Raw genomic sequence first — 16153 nt, 5'->3', positions numbered from 1 at the left:
CGCCTGTAAGTGGTGCGCTGCGCTGCTCGCTGCACCCATATGGCGCCTACAGCGCAAACCTGTCCGCCGTGGCGATGGCCAAGCCCGCCGGGATCGGGGAAGATTGCCAGCCAGAGTGACGCCACGGTTGCGGATTAACTGCCCCCATGCGCCGCCCAGCAGGTATCGCCATGCAATCACTTCCCAACGGTTTTCGTGCGCTCATCATCGGTGCCTCTGGTGCTATCGGCGCCGCATTGGTGGACGAGTTGCGCAACAGGCCAGGCTGCGCCCTGGTCGTGGCCCTGCATCGGCATTCACAACCGGCCATCGACTTTGCCGATGAAGCCAGTATCGCGGCCGCCGCTGCAGAGGTGGCCGACCAAGGGCCTTTCCAGCTGATCATTAATGCCACTGGTATTTTGCATGGCGGCGACCAAACCAGCGCTGCACCGCTAATGCCAGAAAAGCGCTTGGCCGATGTGCACTACGCGCAGATGCAGCAGGTCTTTCTGATCAACACTTTCGGCCCAGCGTTGGTGCTGCGCCATTTCAGCGGCTTGCTCGATCGCCAGCGCGGCATCCTGGCGCTGCTGTCGGCCAAGGTCGGCAGCATTGGCGACAACCGCCTCGGCGGCTGGTACAGCTACCGGGCCTCCAAAGCGGCGTTGAACATGCTGGTCAAAACCGCAGCCATCGAGCTCAAACGCAGCCAACCGAATGCGCTGCTGCTGGCCCTGCATCCGGGCACGGTCAACTCGCGGTTGTCGCAGCCGTTTCGCGGTGGCGAAATCGGCCGCAGCCCGGCCGCGGCCGCCCAGGACTTGCTGCGCGTGCTCGACCAGCAATCGGCCGAGGCCAGTGGCTGCTTTCTGTCTTACAGTGGCGAGCAGTTGCCTTGGTAACTAATGCCACTTTGTTTGACCGATGTCTGCACGCCAGCCCTGACTAGATCCTTACACTGCTAGCCCTGTTACTTGCCTTTCTGGAGCATCTGCATTTGTCCGCCGCCAAGTTACCCCTGCGCACCGTCGGCCTGACCCTGCTGGGTCTATTGCTGCTCGGCGGCTACATCTGGCAGCAGTGGCGTGGCCCGGAAGTCGCGGGCTATCGCCTGGAGCAGCGGCCCCTGGTGCAGCGGGTGGTGGCCAGCGGCGAGGTCGATAGTCAATCGATCAGCCAGATCGGCAGCGAAATCACCGGTGTGATCGCCCAGCGTTTGGTGCGCGAAGGCGATCGGGTGCAAGTGGGTGATTTGTTGCTGTCGCTCAACGACGAGGAGCAGCAGGCCAAGCTGCGCGAAGCCAGCGCCGCCCTGCGTCAGCTCACCGACTCCAGCCGCCCGCAGGCGCAAGCCACCCTGGCCGAACTGAATGACCGCCTGGCCCAGCTGAGCCGCGAACGGCAACGCCGTGAGCAGCTGTTCAAGCGCCAACTGCTTTCGGTTGAACAGCTGGAGCAGGCACGTCAGGTTGAGCTGATTGCGCGCCTGGCCCGTGACCGGGCGCAGCTGGCTGCCACCGCTCAGGCCCCCGGAGGCAGCGAAGAACAGGTGCTGCGCCAACGCCTGGCGGCGGCGGTGGCCAATCTGGCCAAGACGCAAATCTTCGCGCAGACCTCGGGTCTGGTGCAGAGCCGTGATGTGGAACCCGGTGACCTGGTGCAGCCTGGCCGCGTGTTGCTCACCCTCGCCCGTGCCGACAGCCAGGAAATTCGCCTGCCACTGGATGAGAAGAGCCTGGCACCGGTGGCCGTCGGCCAGAGCGCCACGGTAATTGCCGATGCCTACCCGCAACAACCACTCGCGGCGCGGGTCAGCTTTATGGCCCCGCAGGTGGATGCCGCCCGTGGCACCCTCGATGTGCACCTGGCGCTGCTGGAGCCGGCGGCGTTTCTGCGCCAGGGCATGACCGTGTCGGTGAGCATCGAAACCGGCCGCCGCCCGCAAGCCTTGGTGCTGCCCAACGATGCCCTGCGCGCCCGCCAGGGCGACCGCGCCGAGGTGCTGCGCGTGCGTGACGGTGTGGTTGAGGTGGTGACCGTGCGCCTCGGCTTGCAAGGCACCGGCTTGAGCGAGGTGCTCGAGGGCTTGCAGGTTGGCGACCAGGTGCTCAGCGGCGAAGCCGTGGCGGGCCAGCGCGTGCGCTGGCGCGAGCAGGCCATGCCCAGCAGCTGCGCGGAGTAAGCCCATGCGCCTGCACAATCCGCTGTGGACCGAATGGACCCTGGCCGTGCGCTTTCTCTTCGACAACCGCATGCAGACCCTGCTGATCAGCCTTGGGATTGCCATCGGCTGTGCGGTAATCGTGTTTATCACCGCGCTGATCACTGGCCTGCAGGCCAACGTGGTGCAACGCACCCTGGGTACCCAGGCGCATATCCGCATCCTGCCCTTGGACGAGGTCAACCACGCGCCGCCTGGCCTGCCTGCCGAATGGACCCTGCAGTTGGATAACCCGCGTGCCCAGCGTCTGCGCTCGATTACCAACTGGCAGGAGGTGCGCGACCTGTTGGATCAGGACCCGCAGCTGCGTGCGGTGTCGCCGCTGATCAGTGGCCCGGCCTTGGCCCGCCGCGGGCAAGCGCGCGCCTCGGTGGTGCTGATGGGTATCGATCCTGAGCGCTATGCGCGAATCATCCCCCTGGCCGACGACCTGCTCGCCGGTAGCGTCAGCATTCAGGCCGGCCACGCCTTGATCGGCAGCGAGCTGGCCAAGGATCTGGGCCTGCGCCTGGGCGACAAATTGCGCCTGGATGCCGGCGAAGGCCGCGAAGCCATCGTCGACGTCACCGGCATCTTCAACCTAGGGGTGCGTGAGCTGGACTCCCGCTACGTCTACCTCGACCTGAAACAGGCGCAGACCCTGCTGAACTTACCCGGTGGCGTCAGCGCGATCGAAACCACCGTGGCGCAGATCTTCCAGGCCGACCAGATTGCCCAGCGCCTCGGGCGCCTCACCGGTTTACAGGCGGAAAGCTGGATGGCCAGCAACGGCCAACTGCTCAATGCCCTGACGTCGCAAAGCATGACCACCCAGATGATCCGCATCTTCGTCGGCATTTCGGTGGCCTTCGGCATTGCCAGCGTGCTGGCGGTGAGCGTGGTTCAACGCACCCGTGAAATTGGCATCCTGCGCGCCATGGGCAGCCCTCGCGGGCAGATCCTGCGGGTGTTTTTGCTACAAGGCGGACTGCTCGGGCTGTTCGGCTCGCTGGTGGGCAGCGCGCTGGGTTGGGGGTTGGTGCAGGTGTTCAACCTGCTGGGGCCAAAGCTGTTCATCATCCCGGTGCCGGCTGACCTGATCCCGCTGGCGATCCTGATCGCTACCCTTACCGGCATTCTCGCCGCCGCCATGCCAGCCCGCCGCGCCGCACGTTATGACCCAGCCGTGGCGATTCGTTATGTCTGATGCCCTGCTGCCCCTAACGGGCCAAACTTCGCCAGCCAGCAGCGAAGTGCTGCGTCTGCAGCAAGTCGACAAGACCTTCAATGCTGGTACGCCACTTGCCAGCCAGGTGCTGCACGACATCAACCTGCGCCTGTGCCGTGGCGAACTGGCGGCGCTGATCGGCCCGTCGGGCTCAGGCAAGAGCACCCTGCTGAATATCATCGGCTTGCTCGACACCCCCAGCAGCGGTGAGCTGTACCTGCTCGGCCGGCCCACCCGCGATAGCGATGACGCGACCCGCACCGCGCTGCGTAATCAGGCGATTGGCTTTGTGTTCCAGTTCCATCACCTGATTTCCGCCTTTAGCGTGCTGGAAAACGTGCTGATGCCACTGATGATCCGCCACGGCAAGCCCAGCCGCGCCGAGCGGCAACTGGCCCTTGAGCTGTTGGCTGAGGTCGGGCTGGCGGACCTGGCCGAGCGCCGCCCAACGCAGATTTCCGGTGGCCAGCAGCAACGGGTGGCCATTGCCCGCGCACTGGTCACCCGCCCTCCGCTGCTACTGGCGGACGAACCCACCGGCAACCTCGACTCGCGCAGCGCACAGGGCATCTTTGAGTTGTTCCGCCGGGTCAATCAGCAGTTGGGCTGCGCCATTCTGGTGGTGACCCACGACCAGCAACTGGCCAACAGTTGCCAACGCATCATCCAGCTCAGCGATGGCCATATCGTGGCCGATGGCCCCAGCTAGCGGCGCTTGCGTAGATGGGCGGCGAGCAGTTGGCTGGCGCCCTGGGTCTTGGCCGTGTACCAGAACACCCGGCTGACGCCACGGGTAATTGCCACATAGGCCAGGCGCAGGTTTTCATCGGCCATGGCTTGGTCGTAACTGCTGGTAAAGAAGCCGCTGGCGGCATACAGCGCATTGCGCAGCGGATGGGCCGGCGCCGGGCTGCCGTCGTCGATGATGATCGCCACTTCGGCCTGCAGGCCCTTGGCCCGGTGAATACTGTAAGCCTTGACCGCTAGTTGCTTGTCCAGCCGTGCCTGGATCTGCTGCAACGGCGCATTACGCCGGCTGAGCAGCAAGACGGCGGTCTGCTCACGGCTCTGGCGCTCACTGGCATAGGCGCATTGCGCCTGGATCTGCGCCAGCAGCTCCGGCAACTGGCGGTTGAGGTCGAAGTCTTCGATCAGCTTGACCCCGTGATCGCCGGTTTGGGTGGGTTTGCACGCCTGACTGGCTTTCACCTGCTTACAGGCAACCGCGGCCAGCACCGCCTCGCCATCGCGAATCACGGCCTCGATGCTGCGGTAGTTGTTGCTCAGGTTCAGCACCTCGCTGTTCTTGGCCTGGCCTTTGCCGGGGAAGTGGCGATCAAAATCAATAAACAGCTCCGGCGAGCTGCCACGCCAGGCGTAGATCGACTGCCAGTCGTCGCCAATCGCCATCAGGCTGACCGCCTGCCCACGGCTCGCCAGGCTGCGCTGCACGGCCTGCAGCCAGAGCACGATCTGCGGCGAGATATCCTGAAACTCATCGATCAACAGATGGCTGAGGGGCGCCAGGGCATCGAGGCCGATACTCGACTCATCCACCGTCAAACGCTCGGTCAGGCACTGAAAGGCGCCATCGAAGGTCTGCAAGCCCTGGGCCTGCAGGCCGTGCTGAAAATAGGCCCAGAACTGCAGCAAGGCCTCGACAAACAGGCGCTCGCCCGGCGCACAACTCAGCTGCGCGGGCTGCAACTGATCGAGCCGAATGCCGATGCTCTGGCAAAAACCGGCTTGGGCATAGAACGCCTCATACAGCGGCAGTGCACTGAACTCCCCCGCCAGCTTGAAGCCTTGCAGTGGCGCCGGCCCTGGTTGGCCGCCGGTTTCGTTGGCCGGCGTCAACGCCAGCAGGCGGTGCACCTGTTGGCGAAAGGTCGGTTGCTCGGCATAGCACCGCTGGTAGGCCTCGATCAGCAGGCGCTGCTGAGCCGGGCGCAGGCGGCCGCAGGTGAGTGGGTTGTCCAGTTCACGAACTGCGGGCCGTTCGGCCAGTTGCTCGAACCACTGCGGGTTGTCCAACTCACTTTTGGCCAGCACGCCCATGGCCGAATGGAAGGTGCGTACGCACTGGCGCGCCTGGCTGGCACTGAAGTCGTACCCCCAAAACGCGAGAAGCTTGAGCAATTGTTCGCGCAACTGGGCGCAGGAGGCATTGGTGAAGGAAATCACGGTCAATTGCGACGGCGCGATGCCCACGTGGCAGAGCATAAACACCACTCGCAGCACCAGGGTGGTCGACTTGCCGGAGCCTGCCCCGGCGAAGATCCGGCTCAGTGGCTGACGCGTGAGGATCATCGCCCACTGCTCGTCCGAGGGCGGGCTGAGTAACCCGGCCTGCACGGCGGCGCCCACCCGCTCCCGCATGGCCAGGCTCTGCGCCGCTGTTACCGCCAGCAGCGTCGGGCCGTAGATGGCACGCTTGGACTTTTTGCCTGCCGCTGTGGCGCTGGAATGCTTACTGGCGGGCTTCGGTTGGGCTTGACTGGCACGTTTGCTCTGACGTGACGGGCCTTTTACCGTGGTTGTCACCGGGACCAAGGCCAGGGCTGCTTCACGCTCGGCACGCAGGTAGGCAGTGGTACGGGGGAAGTACCGCGCCAGGGCGGCGCGTAGGCGCAGCTGGTAGCGCTCAACAGCAGACAACATTCAACGATTTCCGCCCACGGTGGAGTTAGATCGTTGAATGATAAGTGGTTTTTCTCAGGTCAGGGGAAACCCATCAGCGCCTAGCCCAGCCGACTGGCTTGGCCGTGCAGCTCATCACGGGCCAGACGCAAGTCGTCGGCATCCTGGTTGAGCTGGTGAATGGCGTTGAGCAGACGCTGACGCAGCAACTCATCCTTGATCTGTTCGGCGGCGCGCATTACATCCAGGGCCGCAGCCTCGTTGTGGCTGGCAACGGCGTCCAACACTTTGCGCATGTTTCTAACTGATCGGCTCATGACTGGGTTCCTCCTGGATTAGTCAGCCATCCTAGGACCACAAGGTTGCCAAATGATTGCAGCGTCGGCCGAATGTCGGCGATGGGGAGTCGCGCCGGGAGTTTGTTGTGCTGCGCAACTACAGCCATGTGCCCGTGGCATTGCACCACGGGCACTTGCGGCTAGATGCCGTTATTCCGGCAAGGTGCCGGGCAGCAGTTCAAAGTTGGGGGTGAAGGTCGTCATCGCCGCCATCAACTGCTCAAAGGGTTTGCTGTCACCCTCGAACGTGGCTTTGCCACCAGCAATCAACTGAGCAAAGCTGGTCTTACGGGCCATTACCTGCTCGAGATCGCTGCGGTTGAGGGTGATGGTCAGGTCTGCATCCTTGACCTGCTGGCCTTTGATGTTGGTCAGTGTCGAGTTACTCAACTCAACCACGAACTGCTCGCCGTTGTCCGGGGTCTTGAGGTTGAAGACAAAGTGCTGACCGTCGAACTTGCTGCCATCCAGGCTGATGCCAAGGAAGTTCAGCCACAGCTCGGTGCTCATGCCACGAATCAAGTCTGGCCCGCCAGTTTTTGGCGATACGCCTTGAGGCATGCCATTGCGCAGTTCGTAGGCGGCAGCGAGGAAGCTGTTGCGCACGCTGGGGCTTTCTTTCTGGTAGCCCACTTGCTCGTAGACATCCGCCAGTAAGTCCTTGGCCGCGCTGTTGTTCGGCTCGGCATAGACCAGTTTGTTGAGGATTTCATAGGCCTCGCGGTACTGGCCCTGGTCGGCGAGGCTCTTGCCCTTGGCCATGATCTTCTCGGCGCCGCCCATCATCTCCACATACAGCGGTGCGGAGTCTTTTGGCGACAGCGGCATCAGGGTTGCCGGGTTGGCGTCCCAGTAGCCGAGGTAGCGGTTGAGCACTGCGCGACTATTGTGCTCTTCCGAGCCGTGATAACTGTGTGCTGCCCAGCTCTTTTTCAGGCTCTCGGGCAGTTTGTAGACGTTGTGAATCTCGTTGATGGTGACGCCCTGGTTGGCCTCGTGCAGCACGGCGTTGTTGAGGTTGGCGTACACGTCGCGTTGGGTGCGCATGACTTCCTGGATACGTTCGTTGCCGAAACGCGGCCAGCTGTGGGACGCGAACATCACGTCAGCCTGTTGGCCATAACGGTACAGGGCGACGTTGATATGTTTGGACCAAACCAGCGCATCTCGCACCAGGGCGCCGCGCAGGGTGTAGATATTGTGAATGGTGCCGGTGATGTTTTCTGCCGCCCAGAAGGCCTTGAACTGCGGAAAGTAGGTGTTCATCTCGGCGGGCGCCTCGGTTCCCGGCGTGCTCTGGAACTCCATCTCGACACCGTCGATGGTCAGCGTCACGAAGTCTTTCTCGATGTAGCGGTTGGGCTCGATCAGGCCCAGGTTGCCGGCGGCAGTATTCTTGCCGATTGACTGGTCGACGTGGCCGAACGGGCTACGCGGCAGCAATACGCCGTACTGGAAGAACATCCGTCGGGTCATGGCATTGCCGGCATACACGTTCTCGGCCACCGCATGTTCCATAAAGCCGGACGGCGCGATCAGCGGGATTTTGCCGCTGCGCACGTCGGCCTCCTCCACCACGCCGCGAATACCGCCGAAGTGGTCGCCATGGGAGTGGGAAACCACTACGGCCACCACCGGGCGCTTGCCGAGCTTCTCGTTGATAAAGTCCAGTGCGGCCTTGGCGGTTTCCTTGGCGGTCAGCACGTCAAAGATGATCCAGCCAGTGTCGCCCTTGATAAAGCTGATGTTGGCCAGGTCATAGCCGCGCACTTGATAAACCTTGCCCGGCACCACTTCATACAGGCCGTAGGCCATGTTGAGCACGGCCTGGCGCTGCAATGAGGGGTGGACGCTGTCGAAATCCTTGCCCTGCAACAGGTACTCGTAGCTGCCCATGTCCCAGGCCACGTTGCCGGCTTCGGCCATGATCTGCTTGTAGGGCGGTGCGGCGATAAAGCCCTTTTGCGCTTCCTCGAAGTCGCGTTTGTCCTCGAACGGCAGGCTCTTGCGCAAGGCATTTTGCAGCTCGATGGTATAGGGCGATGGCAGCTTGCCCTTGGCGTCGAAGTGCTTGCCTTGCATGGCGCCAGGATCAGTTTGGGCCACACCGCCGCCGGCGGCGTGAACCGTGGCACTGACGCTGCTGGCCAGGGTAATAGCCAACGCCAAACGAAGATTGCTGTGCTTTTTCATGTATTCATTCCTTTGTGCGCTATCGATATCGTTACTGCACTGATGCGTGTGGACTAGAAGCGCCACGTCATATTGGCTGTCAGGGTTTGAATCCAGGCATTGCTGTACTCGCCGGAAAGGCGCTCGCCAGAGAGTTTTTTGCTTTGCTCAACGGGCATATCGCCCATCCAGACTAAGTCCCAACTGAGGTTTACATCGGTGTTCTGATCCAGGCTGTAGGTGGCCCCGGTGCCAAGCCGCCAGGTCGAGCCCGTGGGCAGAATCACTCCGCGGTTGGCATCCGAGACAGCCGCCGTGTCATAGGCCAGGCCGAGGTTCCAAAGCAGCTGTGGATTGACCTGATATTGGCTGCCCACGGCCAACTGATAGGTATCCTTGAACCGCGCATCCACGCTTGCGGACTGGGCACCGGCCAGCTGGGTATCCAGCTCAACGCCGATCTCGCCAAACCGCGACCAGTCCTGCCAGTTGACACTGGCCAGCAACGCCCACTGTGCATTCAGCTGCTGATAGAGGCTGAGCGTGGCAGTTTGCGGCACCTGAGTGTCGAGCTGGATGCGCCGACCATCAAGCGGCGTCAGCAACGGTCCTGTACCACTGACATCCAGGCGGCTGTCGAAGTCCAGATTGATTTCACTGGTGTAAGCCAGACCAATCCGGGTGCCCGGCTGCGGGGCGTAAATCAGACCGAGGTTGGCGCCGTAGCCCCATGTCTGGTCCTCATACTTAAATTGGCCGTCGCTGCGATCGAGCAAGCCAAAGGGCGCTCGATTGATCGCTGCCTGCGACTCCAGCATGGCGTACATGGCCTTGACGCCGATGCCCAGGGACCACTGTTGATTAAGTTTGTAGGCCGCGCTCGGCACCAGCGATAGGCCGACAATCGAGGCGTTTTGCAGGTAATGGCGGCCGGCCCAATCGTTGTCGTAATTCTCGGCCAGGCCAAAGTCGCCATAGTTACCGAACCCTATGGTCCAGCGCTCATCCAGTTGCTGGCTGATAAAAAAACTGGCCGACGGGGTCAACCCCAACGGGTTGCCGCCATCACCGCCGCTCGCGGTGCTGGTGCCATCCACATCAAAGCCCAGGTCGCCAAACAACAGTTGGCCACCCGCACTCACCTGGGTGCCCGGCAAATAGCTGAGGCCAGCCGGATTGCTGGCGATGGTTGAAGGCCCCTGCGCCCGCGCCGCCGCCCCGGCGTTGGCCAGGCCGGTGTTATCGCTGCCAATTTCATACAGCATGATCCCGCCGGCCAGCGCTGAGGCCGGCAACGACAGGTACAGCGTGGCGGCGGTCAGTAGCGTTAGGTGACGCTTCGGCATAAGCAGGTTCCAGTGGCGGCGTGTGATCGCTGTGATTGCCATAGATTGAAGCACAGCGAGAAAATTACTTTAAATGGTATATTTTCAGAAAGTCATAACCTTGAGGTTATTATGATTACCCAACGCCGCTTGCTGCACTTGCTGACACTCGTCGAGTACGGCCATTTTGGCCGGGCTGCGGATGCCTTGAATATCTCCCAGCCAGCCTTGTCCAAAAGCATCCAGGCACTGGAGGCCGAACTTGAAGTCACCCTGGTTGACCGCAAGAGTGGCGGCGTCAGCCTGACAGTTTTTGGTCAGATAGTGGCCGAGCGCAGCAAGCCCCTGCTTACCGTAGAAGATGACTTGCGGCGAGAGATCAAACTGCTTAATGAGCACCAGATCGGCGCTCTGAGCGTGGCCTTCGGGCCTTATCCCAGCATCACGTGTGGTTATGCGGGCGCGTCGCGGCTGCTGGCTCGGCATCCGGGTATTAACATCGGCATGCGGGTGAGCGGCTGGCACGAAGTGGCCCAGCAGGTACAAGCGCGCACGGTAGACCTGGGCATTGCTGAAATCAGCGCCCTGGAGGGCAATGAGCATTTCGCCACCGAACTGCTTGGCGAACATGCCGGCCGGCTGTTCTGTCGGCCCGGACATCCGCTCTTGAGCGCAGGACCGCTGACGCCGGCCATGTTGTGCCAGTATCCGTGGATTTGCCCGCGCCTCCCTGGGCGCAGCAGCACGGCCTTACCGGCAGACTTGGGGGTGGCTGGGACGATTGACCCACTGAACGGTGATTTTGTCCCGGCCATTGAGATTGATGTACCCATGCACCTCGACAGCTTTTTGCATGCCAGCGATGCCCTGGCCATCAGCCTGCTGAGCAACATGGAATCAGCACTGCTGGCCGGCGAGGTTGCGCTGCTACCCGTGACAGGCTTTGCGCTGAAAGCCCATTACGGTTTTATCTACCTGCGCAATCGCAGCCTGGCACCGGCGGCCAAGGCCTATATGGCAGAAGTACGCGCGCTTGAGGCAGAGATTCGCGCCAAGGAACAGCGCCTGGCGGCACAGTTCGCCGTGCATCGTTAACGCCCACTGCCACGTAGCGCGCGCTCCACCTGGCTTTGTATGGCGTAGGCCGGGGCCTCAACGGTGCGATAGTCGCGAGTGTAATCGCTGGCGAACTGCGCGGCACCCCACTGCTGGTACTGCTGCACATGCTTGAGCTCATGGGCCCAGAGCGCGACGTTGTTCTGCGCGTCCTCGGCATGGCGAAAGACGATGATGTCGAGCAGCGTCACGGCATTCACATCAGGGTTTTGCAGCATGGTATTGGCGGCATTGAGGGCCACCCCATTACCGACCTGATAGCGCACGGCATCCAGCACCTGCAGGTCGTAATAACTCTCCAGCGCGGCGCGGATATGCAACGGAATGGCCTCCACCCCCTGTACCGAGGCGCTGTTGCGCGACTCCTCCAGCCAGCGCTGCAAGTTGGTGGCGGCGAGCTGATTGACGCTACTGGTAATCGCCTCAAGCTCTTCTTTACTGCCCGGCGCACAAAAGCACGCGACCACACAGACTTCACTCTGCCCGGCTGGGCAGGCGCTGACGCCAGTGGCGCTGGCTGCCATGAGCAAGAAGGCCAATAAGCGAAAAAGGTGAGGTACGGAAACGGGCAAAGAGTGGCTCCTGAAACAATGGCGTGTGCGGGCAATACTACCGGAGTAACCGCGCCAACTGGCGCCGGCACGCGTGGTTTGCAGCCACGCAACATGGAGGATTAAGGCGCAACAAAGCGCAGCGCAAGCATCGGTCTAGCCTAGCCATTGTGTGGGTCGGGCAATATTGACCTGGATAGCGCGCGTTTTTCAGCGCGCTGTTGGCTATAGTCGAAGGGAATTTCGTCGCGCTAAGGGCCCTGGAATGCACATGCCGCAACACCAGACCGTGATCGATGCCTTGTGCCAGGTGATTAGCGGCCATTTGCCGCCGCCATTACAACGCGTGCTGGATGAATTGATGGAGCGCCTGCAACAACAGCGCATCCACGCCGGTAGCAACAAGGAAGAGCAAACCTACATCGACTTCTTGCGCGTGTGTAAGCGCCTGCGTGACGTCGTGCCTTCGAATACGGCCGCCAGCATTTGCCAGCGGCTGCGCCATAACGCGCCCCTGAGTGCGCCGCCCAGTGATCTGAGTGAATGGAACCTGGTGGATGACACCGAGGTGGAGGCCATGCTCGACACTCGGCGCATGGCGCGCGCCTTGCGTATGCCACTGGGCACGCTTGAGTGGCGCCTGTGTAACTGCCTGGAGCAGGTCGATGGTGGGCTAAAGAAAGACAGCGACAATCCGTTGTCCCTGGAGTTTCTCTTGCACAACGTGCAAGCCGAGCTGCATGTGCATGAGCAGTCGGGGGCCATCCGCGAGGTGTTCTACCGCTGCTGCGTAGATGTTTTAGGGCAAGACTTAAAAGCCTATCTGGAACAACTGGATGGCGTATTTACCCAGTTTGCGATCGTGCCCCGTCGTGCGGGACTAACCCTGGCCAATCCCGCCCCCAAACACGTGCCTACCAGTGCTGCGGCGAACAGTAGTTATCACGCGATCAAACAGCTAAGCCCGCTCAGGGGCGAGCCCCAAGTTGGTCACAGCAACGCTCAGGCCGTCGGCCTGACGCAGTTGCAACAGGCGCTGCCGCTCTTACGGGCAACCCCCTGCCCGGAACATGGCTGGACAGCCGAGAGTTTCCTTGGCGCCCTGCAAGCGGCTGGCCTGCAGCCGTCAGCACAGCAATGCCAGGACACCCAATTGGTGGCCGAACTCTTTCAGCATATTGAGCACGAACAGGTTATCGCACCGGCCGTTAAGCCCGCCTTGCGCCGGTTGATGGCCCCGGTGGCTCAAGCTGTCATGCTCGACCCTGCAGCGTTTGCCGACCCGCTCCACCCGGTCCGCGCCAGCCTGGACAAAATGATGCGTCTGTGCGATTTCGCCGAGCCCGCCAACCTGGTACTGGATCGGCGGATGGAGCAATTGATCGACCAGATTGTCAGCGACTACCAGGGCGACAGTCGGGTCTTCAGCCGTTACGACGAGCAGCTGGAGCAACTGCTGGCCGCCCAGCAACGGGCCTACAACAACAATGCCGAGCGTGTGCTGCAATACCACCGCGGTCGCGACAAGCTGCAGCTGGCACGCCGGCAAGTAAAGAGCACCTTATTCGAGGTGCTCGGGCCACAGGCGCCGAAAGTACTGATCGAGTGGCTCGATGCCGGCTGGCAGGAGTTGATGGTGCACGCGTTGTTGCGCCAAGGTGAACAAGGGCAGGACTGGCTGGATCAACTGACGGTGATCCGTCAGCTAAGCGGCTGGCTGCACACGACACATCAGGTCAATGGCGATACAGCCCTGGCCGTCGAGCGCGCCTACGAAGTTGATCAGGTTCTGGAGTTGCTGCGCCGTCAGGTCGAAAGCTTGTTACCGGGGCAGTACCAGCACATTCCGGTGCTGCAGCACCTGCAGTTGCAACTGCAAGGGTTGGAGCCCATTGAGCTGATCGCCACCCCGCTCTCCAGCGAGCCTGTCACAGCGACCAGCCACGCCCCTGAGCAGCAGCGCTGGCATGAGCGCCTGCAGCAGTTGAGCACCGGCGACTGGCTAAGCACGGAGAGTGGACAAGCCCTGCAATTGATCTGGGCTAACCCGGCCAATGACCATTTTGTTCTCGCCGACCGCCAGGGCCACGAAGCCGGCAGTTTCAACAGCGCGGAGCTGATGCAGCGGTTGGCCAATGGTTGGATTGAGACGTCCACAACGGCACCGCCCAACGTGGTGAGGGATCACCTGCAAAGCATTGTCGGTCAGCTCTACCGTGACATCGCCCATGCCCGCAGTCATGACGAACTCACGGGCGTTTACAACCGCCGCAGCTTTGAAGCCTGCGTAGCGCAGACGATTAACCAGCACGACAATTACGCCTTTATTTACGGTCATATCGACCAGTTCAGCCTGCTCAATTCCAGCTGCGGCCCCTTGGCCGGTGATACTTACCTCAAGCAGTTAGCCGCCCTGCTCCGCGACCAATTACCCGCTGAAGCGACGCTGGCACGGATCGGTGCTGCCGACTTCGCCGTGGCCTTGCCCAAGACCGCTGGCGGCCAGGCTTACAGAACCGCAGAAAAGCTGCGCCTCGCCGTAGAGACCCAAGCCTTTAACTGGCAAGGCCAGGATCGCAGCCTGACCATGAGCCTGGGGTTGGTACTGACCAGCGAGCGCCGCGATGTGATCAACATTTTTTGCGACCTGCAAACTGCCTGCAATGCCGCCAAGGAGTCAGGACGCAACCGTGTGCACATTTACGATGAAGCGGTTGATGGTGCGCAAACCAGCCTGATGGCAATCGCGGCGCGGGTGGACGGGATTATTGAGCGCGGCGAGCTGAGCATGCGTATGCAACAAATCGCCCCAGCCGACAGTCAGCAACACCAGCTCCCCCATTACGAACTGCTACTGGTCATGGAAAACGACATCAATTTGCTCGACTTCATCACCGCCGCAGAACGCTATCACCGGATGACCAAGGTGGACCGTTGGGTGCTCAAGCGCGCATTCAGCGAGCTGGCCGAGTGTCCACAGGTGTGGGAGAAGACCAGCGGTGTTTCCATCAATCTGTCCGGCAGTAGCCTGAACGACGATAAATTGCAGGGGTTTATCGAAAACCTGTTTGAGCAATACCCGGTGCCCCCCGAACGTATCTGCTTCGAGCTGACTGAAACCGCCGCGGTGGCCAACCTGACCAAAACCGCAGATTTTGTTCGCCAGTTGCAGAAGCTGGGCTGCACCTTTTCTATTGACGACTTTGGTACCGGATTTTCATCCTATGAGTACCTCAAGCGGCTGCCGGTCGACTACGTCAAAATCGACGGCAGCTTCGTCAAGGAAATCGAGCGCTCGCCCAGCGACCTGGCCATGGTCAAATCGATCAACGAAATCGCCCATGTGCTGGGGCGCAAGACCATCGCTGAATACGTCGAAACCCAGAGCATTCGCGAGCAGTTGGCCGCCCTTGGCGTTGACTATGTGCAGGGCTATGGCGTCGAACACCCGCGGCCATTGAGCGAGTACCTACAAAGCTGCTAGCCGCAGCCGTTAGGCGCTGACGGGCAAGGCAACGCCGTCGACATCATCCAGTGCCCCATGACTGTCCGCAAACTGCTCGCGGATGCGCAGCATCTCGGGCAACGCTGTTTTGAAAGGGCCAAGCAAGTTGGGGTCAAAATGGCTGCCGGCCAGCGCCTCGATATGGCTGACGGCGGCCTCTACCGTCCAGGCATGCTTGTAGGGGCGCTCAGTGGTCAACGCGTCGAACACATCCGCCAGGGCTGCAATGCGCGCCAGCAACGGAATATCTTCGCCTTTGAGGCCGTTGGGGTAGCCGCTGCCGTCCCATTTTTCGTGATGACAAAGGGCGATTACCCAGGCGCTCTGCAACAACTCATCGGTGTGTTGGCCAATGATGTCGGCGCCCATTTGCGGGTGGCACTTCATGACTTCCCATTCGTCAGCGGTCAACGCACCTTGCTTGAGCAGAATATGGTCGGGAATACCAATCTTGCCGACATCATGCATGGGCGATGCGTTGTAGAGGATTTCCACGCTTTTCTCGCCCAAGCCTGCCGCCGAGCCAATCAGCCGACAGAAATGGCTCATGCGGATGATGTGGTTACCGGTTTCATTGTCACGAAACTCGGCCGCGCGGCCCAAGCGGCGGATAATCTGCTGGCGGGTGTTGAACAGCTCCGCCGTGCGCTCACCGACCTGGCGGGCCAGCTCGCGGTTTTGATCATAAAGCGCCAGGTGAGTACGCACCCGCGCCAGCACGATGGCCGGGCTGACGGGTTTGGTGATGTAGTCGACCGCGCCCAGTTCAAGGCCGTGACGCTCGTCCTCGACCTCACTCATGGCGGTAACAAAGATCACCGGAATGGTGCGGGTGTCGGGATTGCTCTTCAGTTGTTCGCAGACCTGATAGCCGTCCAACCCGGGCATCATCACATCCAGTAGGATCAGATCCGGTGGATTGGGCGAGGCGGCGATCTTCAGCGCTTTTTCGCCACTCAGGGCGACCCGGGTACGGTAAAAAGGCGACAGCACCGCATTGAGGATGTCGATGTTGTCGGCCATGTCATCGACCAGCAGGATGGTGCTTGGAGAGCTATCGGCGCTCACGGTGACTCCTCGTTGACTGGACCTCCTA

12 protein-coding genes are annotated in these 16153 nt (G+C 61.5%); 6 read left to right on the top strand and 6 right to left on the bottom strand.

Translation table 11 applies throughout. The annotated features are described in order from the left end of the window. Positions 1-164 precede the first annotated feature (164 nt). The 4 genes from AC56DI_RS13520 (at position 165) to AC56DI_RS13505 (ending at position 4119) form a co-directional block, all read left to right on the top strand. Positions 165-884 (top strand): SDR family NAD(P)-dependent oxidoreductase, encoded by a 720-nt coding sequence (locus AC56DI_RS13520; RefSeq protein ID WP_496346663.1) that lies wholly within the window; start codon positions 165-167, stop codon positions 882-884. A gap of 95 nt (positions 885-979) precedes the next feature. Beyond that, complete coding sequence (locus AC56DI_RS13515) at positions 980-2164, top strand: efflux RND transporter periplasmic adaptor subunit (RefSeq protein WP_496346607.1); 1185 nt, start codon at positions 980-982, stop codon at positions 2162-2164. A 4-nt stretch (positions 2165-2168) separates the two neighbouring features. Further along, entirely contained in the window at positions 2169-3389 is a 1221-nt protein-coding gene (locus AC56DI_RS13510) for an ABC transporter permease (protein WP_496346606.1), read from the top strand. Next, on the top strand, positions 3382-4119 hold the full coding sequence (locus AC56DI_RS13505; protein ID WP_496346605.1) for an ABC transporter ATP-binding protein: 738 nt from the start codon (positions 3382-3384) through the stop codon (positions 4117-4119). The genes AC56DI_RS13510 and AC56DI_RS13505 overlap by 8 nt, the downstream gene beginning before the upstream one ends. Here the strand turns inward: AC56DI_RS13505 and AC56DI_RS13500 are convergent. From AC56DI_RS13500 to AC56DI_RS13485, 4 genes are all read right to left on the bottom strand, one after another. Continuing rightward, positions 4116-6071 carry a UvrD-helicase domain-containing protein gene (locus AC56DI_RS13500; protein ID WP_496346604.1) on the bottom strand — a complete coding sequence of 652 codons (1956 nt, stop codon included), beginning with the start codon at positions 6069-6071 and terminating at the stop codon, positions 4116-4118. The genes AC56DI_RS13505 and AC56DI_RS13500 overlap by 4 nt on opposite strands. A gap of 80 nt (positions 6072-6151) precedes the next feature. Continuing rightward, positions 6152-6367: a hypothetical protein gene (locus AC56DI_RS13495; protein ID WP_496346603.1), complete on the bottom strand. Its 216-nt coding sequence runs from the start codon at positions 6365-6367 to the stop codon at positions 6152-6154. A gap of 171 nt (positions 6368-6538) precedes the next feature. After that, the gene (locus tag AC56DI_RS13490) at positions 6539-8581 is read right to left on the bottom strand and encodes an alkyl/aryl-sulfatase (RefSeq protein WP_496346602.1); all 2043 of its coding nucleotides are present in this window, start codon (positions 8579-8581) and stop codon (positions 6539-6541) included. 53 nt (positions 8582-8634) lie between these two features. After that, a complete protein-coding gene (locus AC56DI_RS13485; RefSeq protein ID WP_496346601.1) occupies positions 8635-9906 on the bottom strand; it encodes an OmpP1/FadL family transporter in 1272 nt (423 codons plus the stop codon). Between the two features lie 111 nt (positions 9907-10017). On the opposite strand from AC56DI_RS13485, the gene AC56DI_RS13480 reads away from it, so the two are divergent. After that, a complete protein-coding gene (locus tag AC56DI_RS13480; RefSeq protein WP_496346600.1) occupies positions 10018-10980 on the top strand; it encodes a LysR family transcriptional regulator in 963 nt (320 codons plus the stop codon). Here AC56DI_RS13480 and AC56DI_RS13475 read toward each other — a convergent pair. Continuing rightward, the gene (locus AC56DI_RS13475; RefSeq protein WP_496346599.1) at positions 10977-11525 is read right to left on the bottom strand and encodes an eCIS core domain-containing protein; all 549 of its coding nucleotides are present in this window, start codon (positions 11523-11525) and stop codon (positions 10977-10979) included. The genes AC56DI_RS13480 and AC56DI_RS13475 overlap by 4 nt on opposite strands. A 298-nt stretch (positions 11526-11823) precedes the next feature. Here AC56DI_RS13475 and AC56DI_RS13470 point away from each other — a divergent pair, with 298 nt between their 5' ends. Further along, complete coding sequence (locus AC56DI_RS13470) at positions 11824-15036, top strand: DUF1631 family protein (protein ID WP_496346598.1); 3213 nt, start codon at positions 11824-11826, stop codon at positions 15034-15036. A 9-nt stretch (positions 15037-15045) separates the two neighbouring features. On the opposite strand, the gene AC56DI_RS13465 is transcribed toward AC56DI_RS13470, so the two are convergent. Then, entirely contained in the window at positions 15046-16125 is a 1080-nt protein-coding gene (locus tag AC56DI_RS13465) for a response regulator (RefSeq protein WP_496346597.1), read from the bottom strand. Positions 16126-16153: the final 28 nt, after the last annotated feature.

Source organism: Pseudomonas sp. BGA-UO-ETr-WB11, from assembly GCF_059567785.1.
Note: the sequence above shows the minus strand (reverse complement) of the source record. Positions and strands in the feature narration are given on the sequence as shown.

Coding starts and splice junctions, on each gene's coding strand:
- AC56DI_RS13510 (WP_496346606.1), top strand. CDS start 2,169: ATGCGCCTGCACAATCCGCTGTGGACCGAATGGACCCTGGCCGTGCGC.
- AC56DI_RS13505 (WP_496346605.1), top strand. CDS start 3,382: ATGTCTGATGCCCTGCTGCCCCTAACGGGCCAAACTTCGCCAGCCAGC.
- AC56DI_RS13500 (WP_496346604.1), bottom strand. CDS start 6,071: ATGTTGTCTGCTGTTGAGCGCTACCAGCTGCGCCTACGCGCCGCCCTG.
- AC56DI_RS13495 (WP_496346603.1), bottom strand. CDS start 6,367: ATGAGCCGATCAGTTAGAAACATGCGCAAAGTGTTGGACGCCGTTGCC.
- AC56DI_RS13490 (WP_496346602.1), bottom strand. CDS start 8,581: ATGAAAAAGCACAGCAATCTTCGTTTGGCGTTGGCTATTACCCTGGCC.
- AC56DI_RS13485 (WP_496346601.1), bottom strand. CDS start 9,906: ATGCCGAAGCGTCACCTAACGCTACTGACCGCCGCCACGCTGTACCTG.
- AC56DI_RS13480 (WP_496346600.1), top strand. CDS start 10,018: ATGATTACCCAACGCCGCTTGCTGCACTTGCTGACACTCGTCGAGTAC.
- AC56DI_RS13475 (WP_496346599.1), bottom strand. CDS start 11,525: ATGGCAGCCAGCGCCACTGGCGTCAGCGCCTGCCCAGCCGGGCAGAGT.
- AC56DI_RS13470 (WP_496346598.1), top strand. CDS start 11,824: ATGCCGCAACACCAGACCGTGATCGATGCCTTGTGCCAGGTGATTAGC.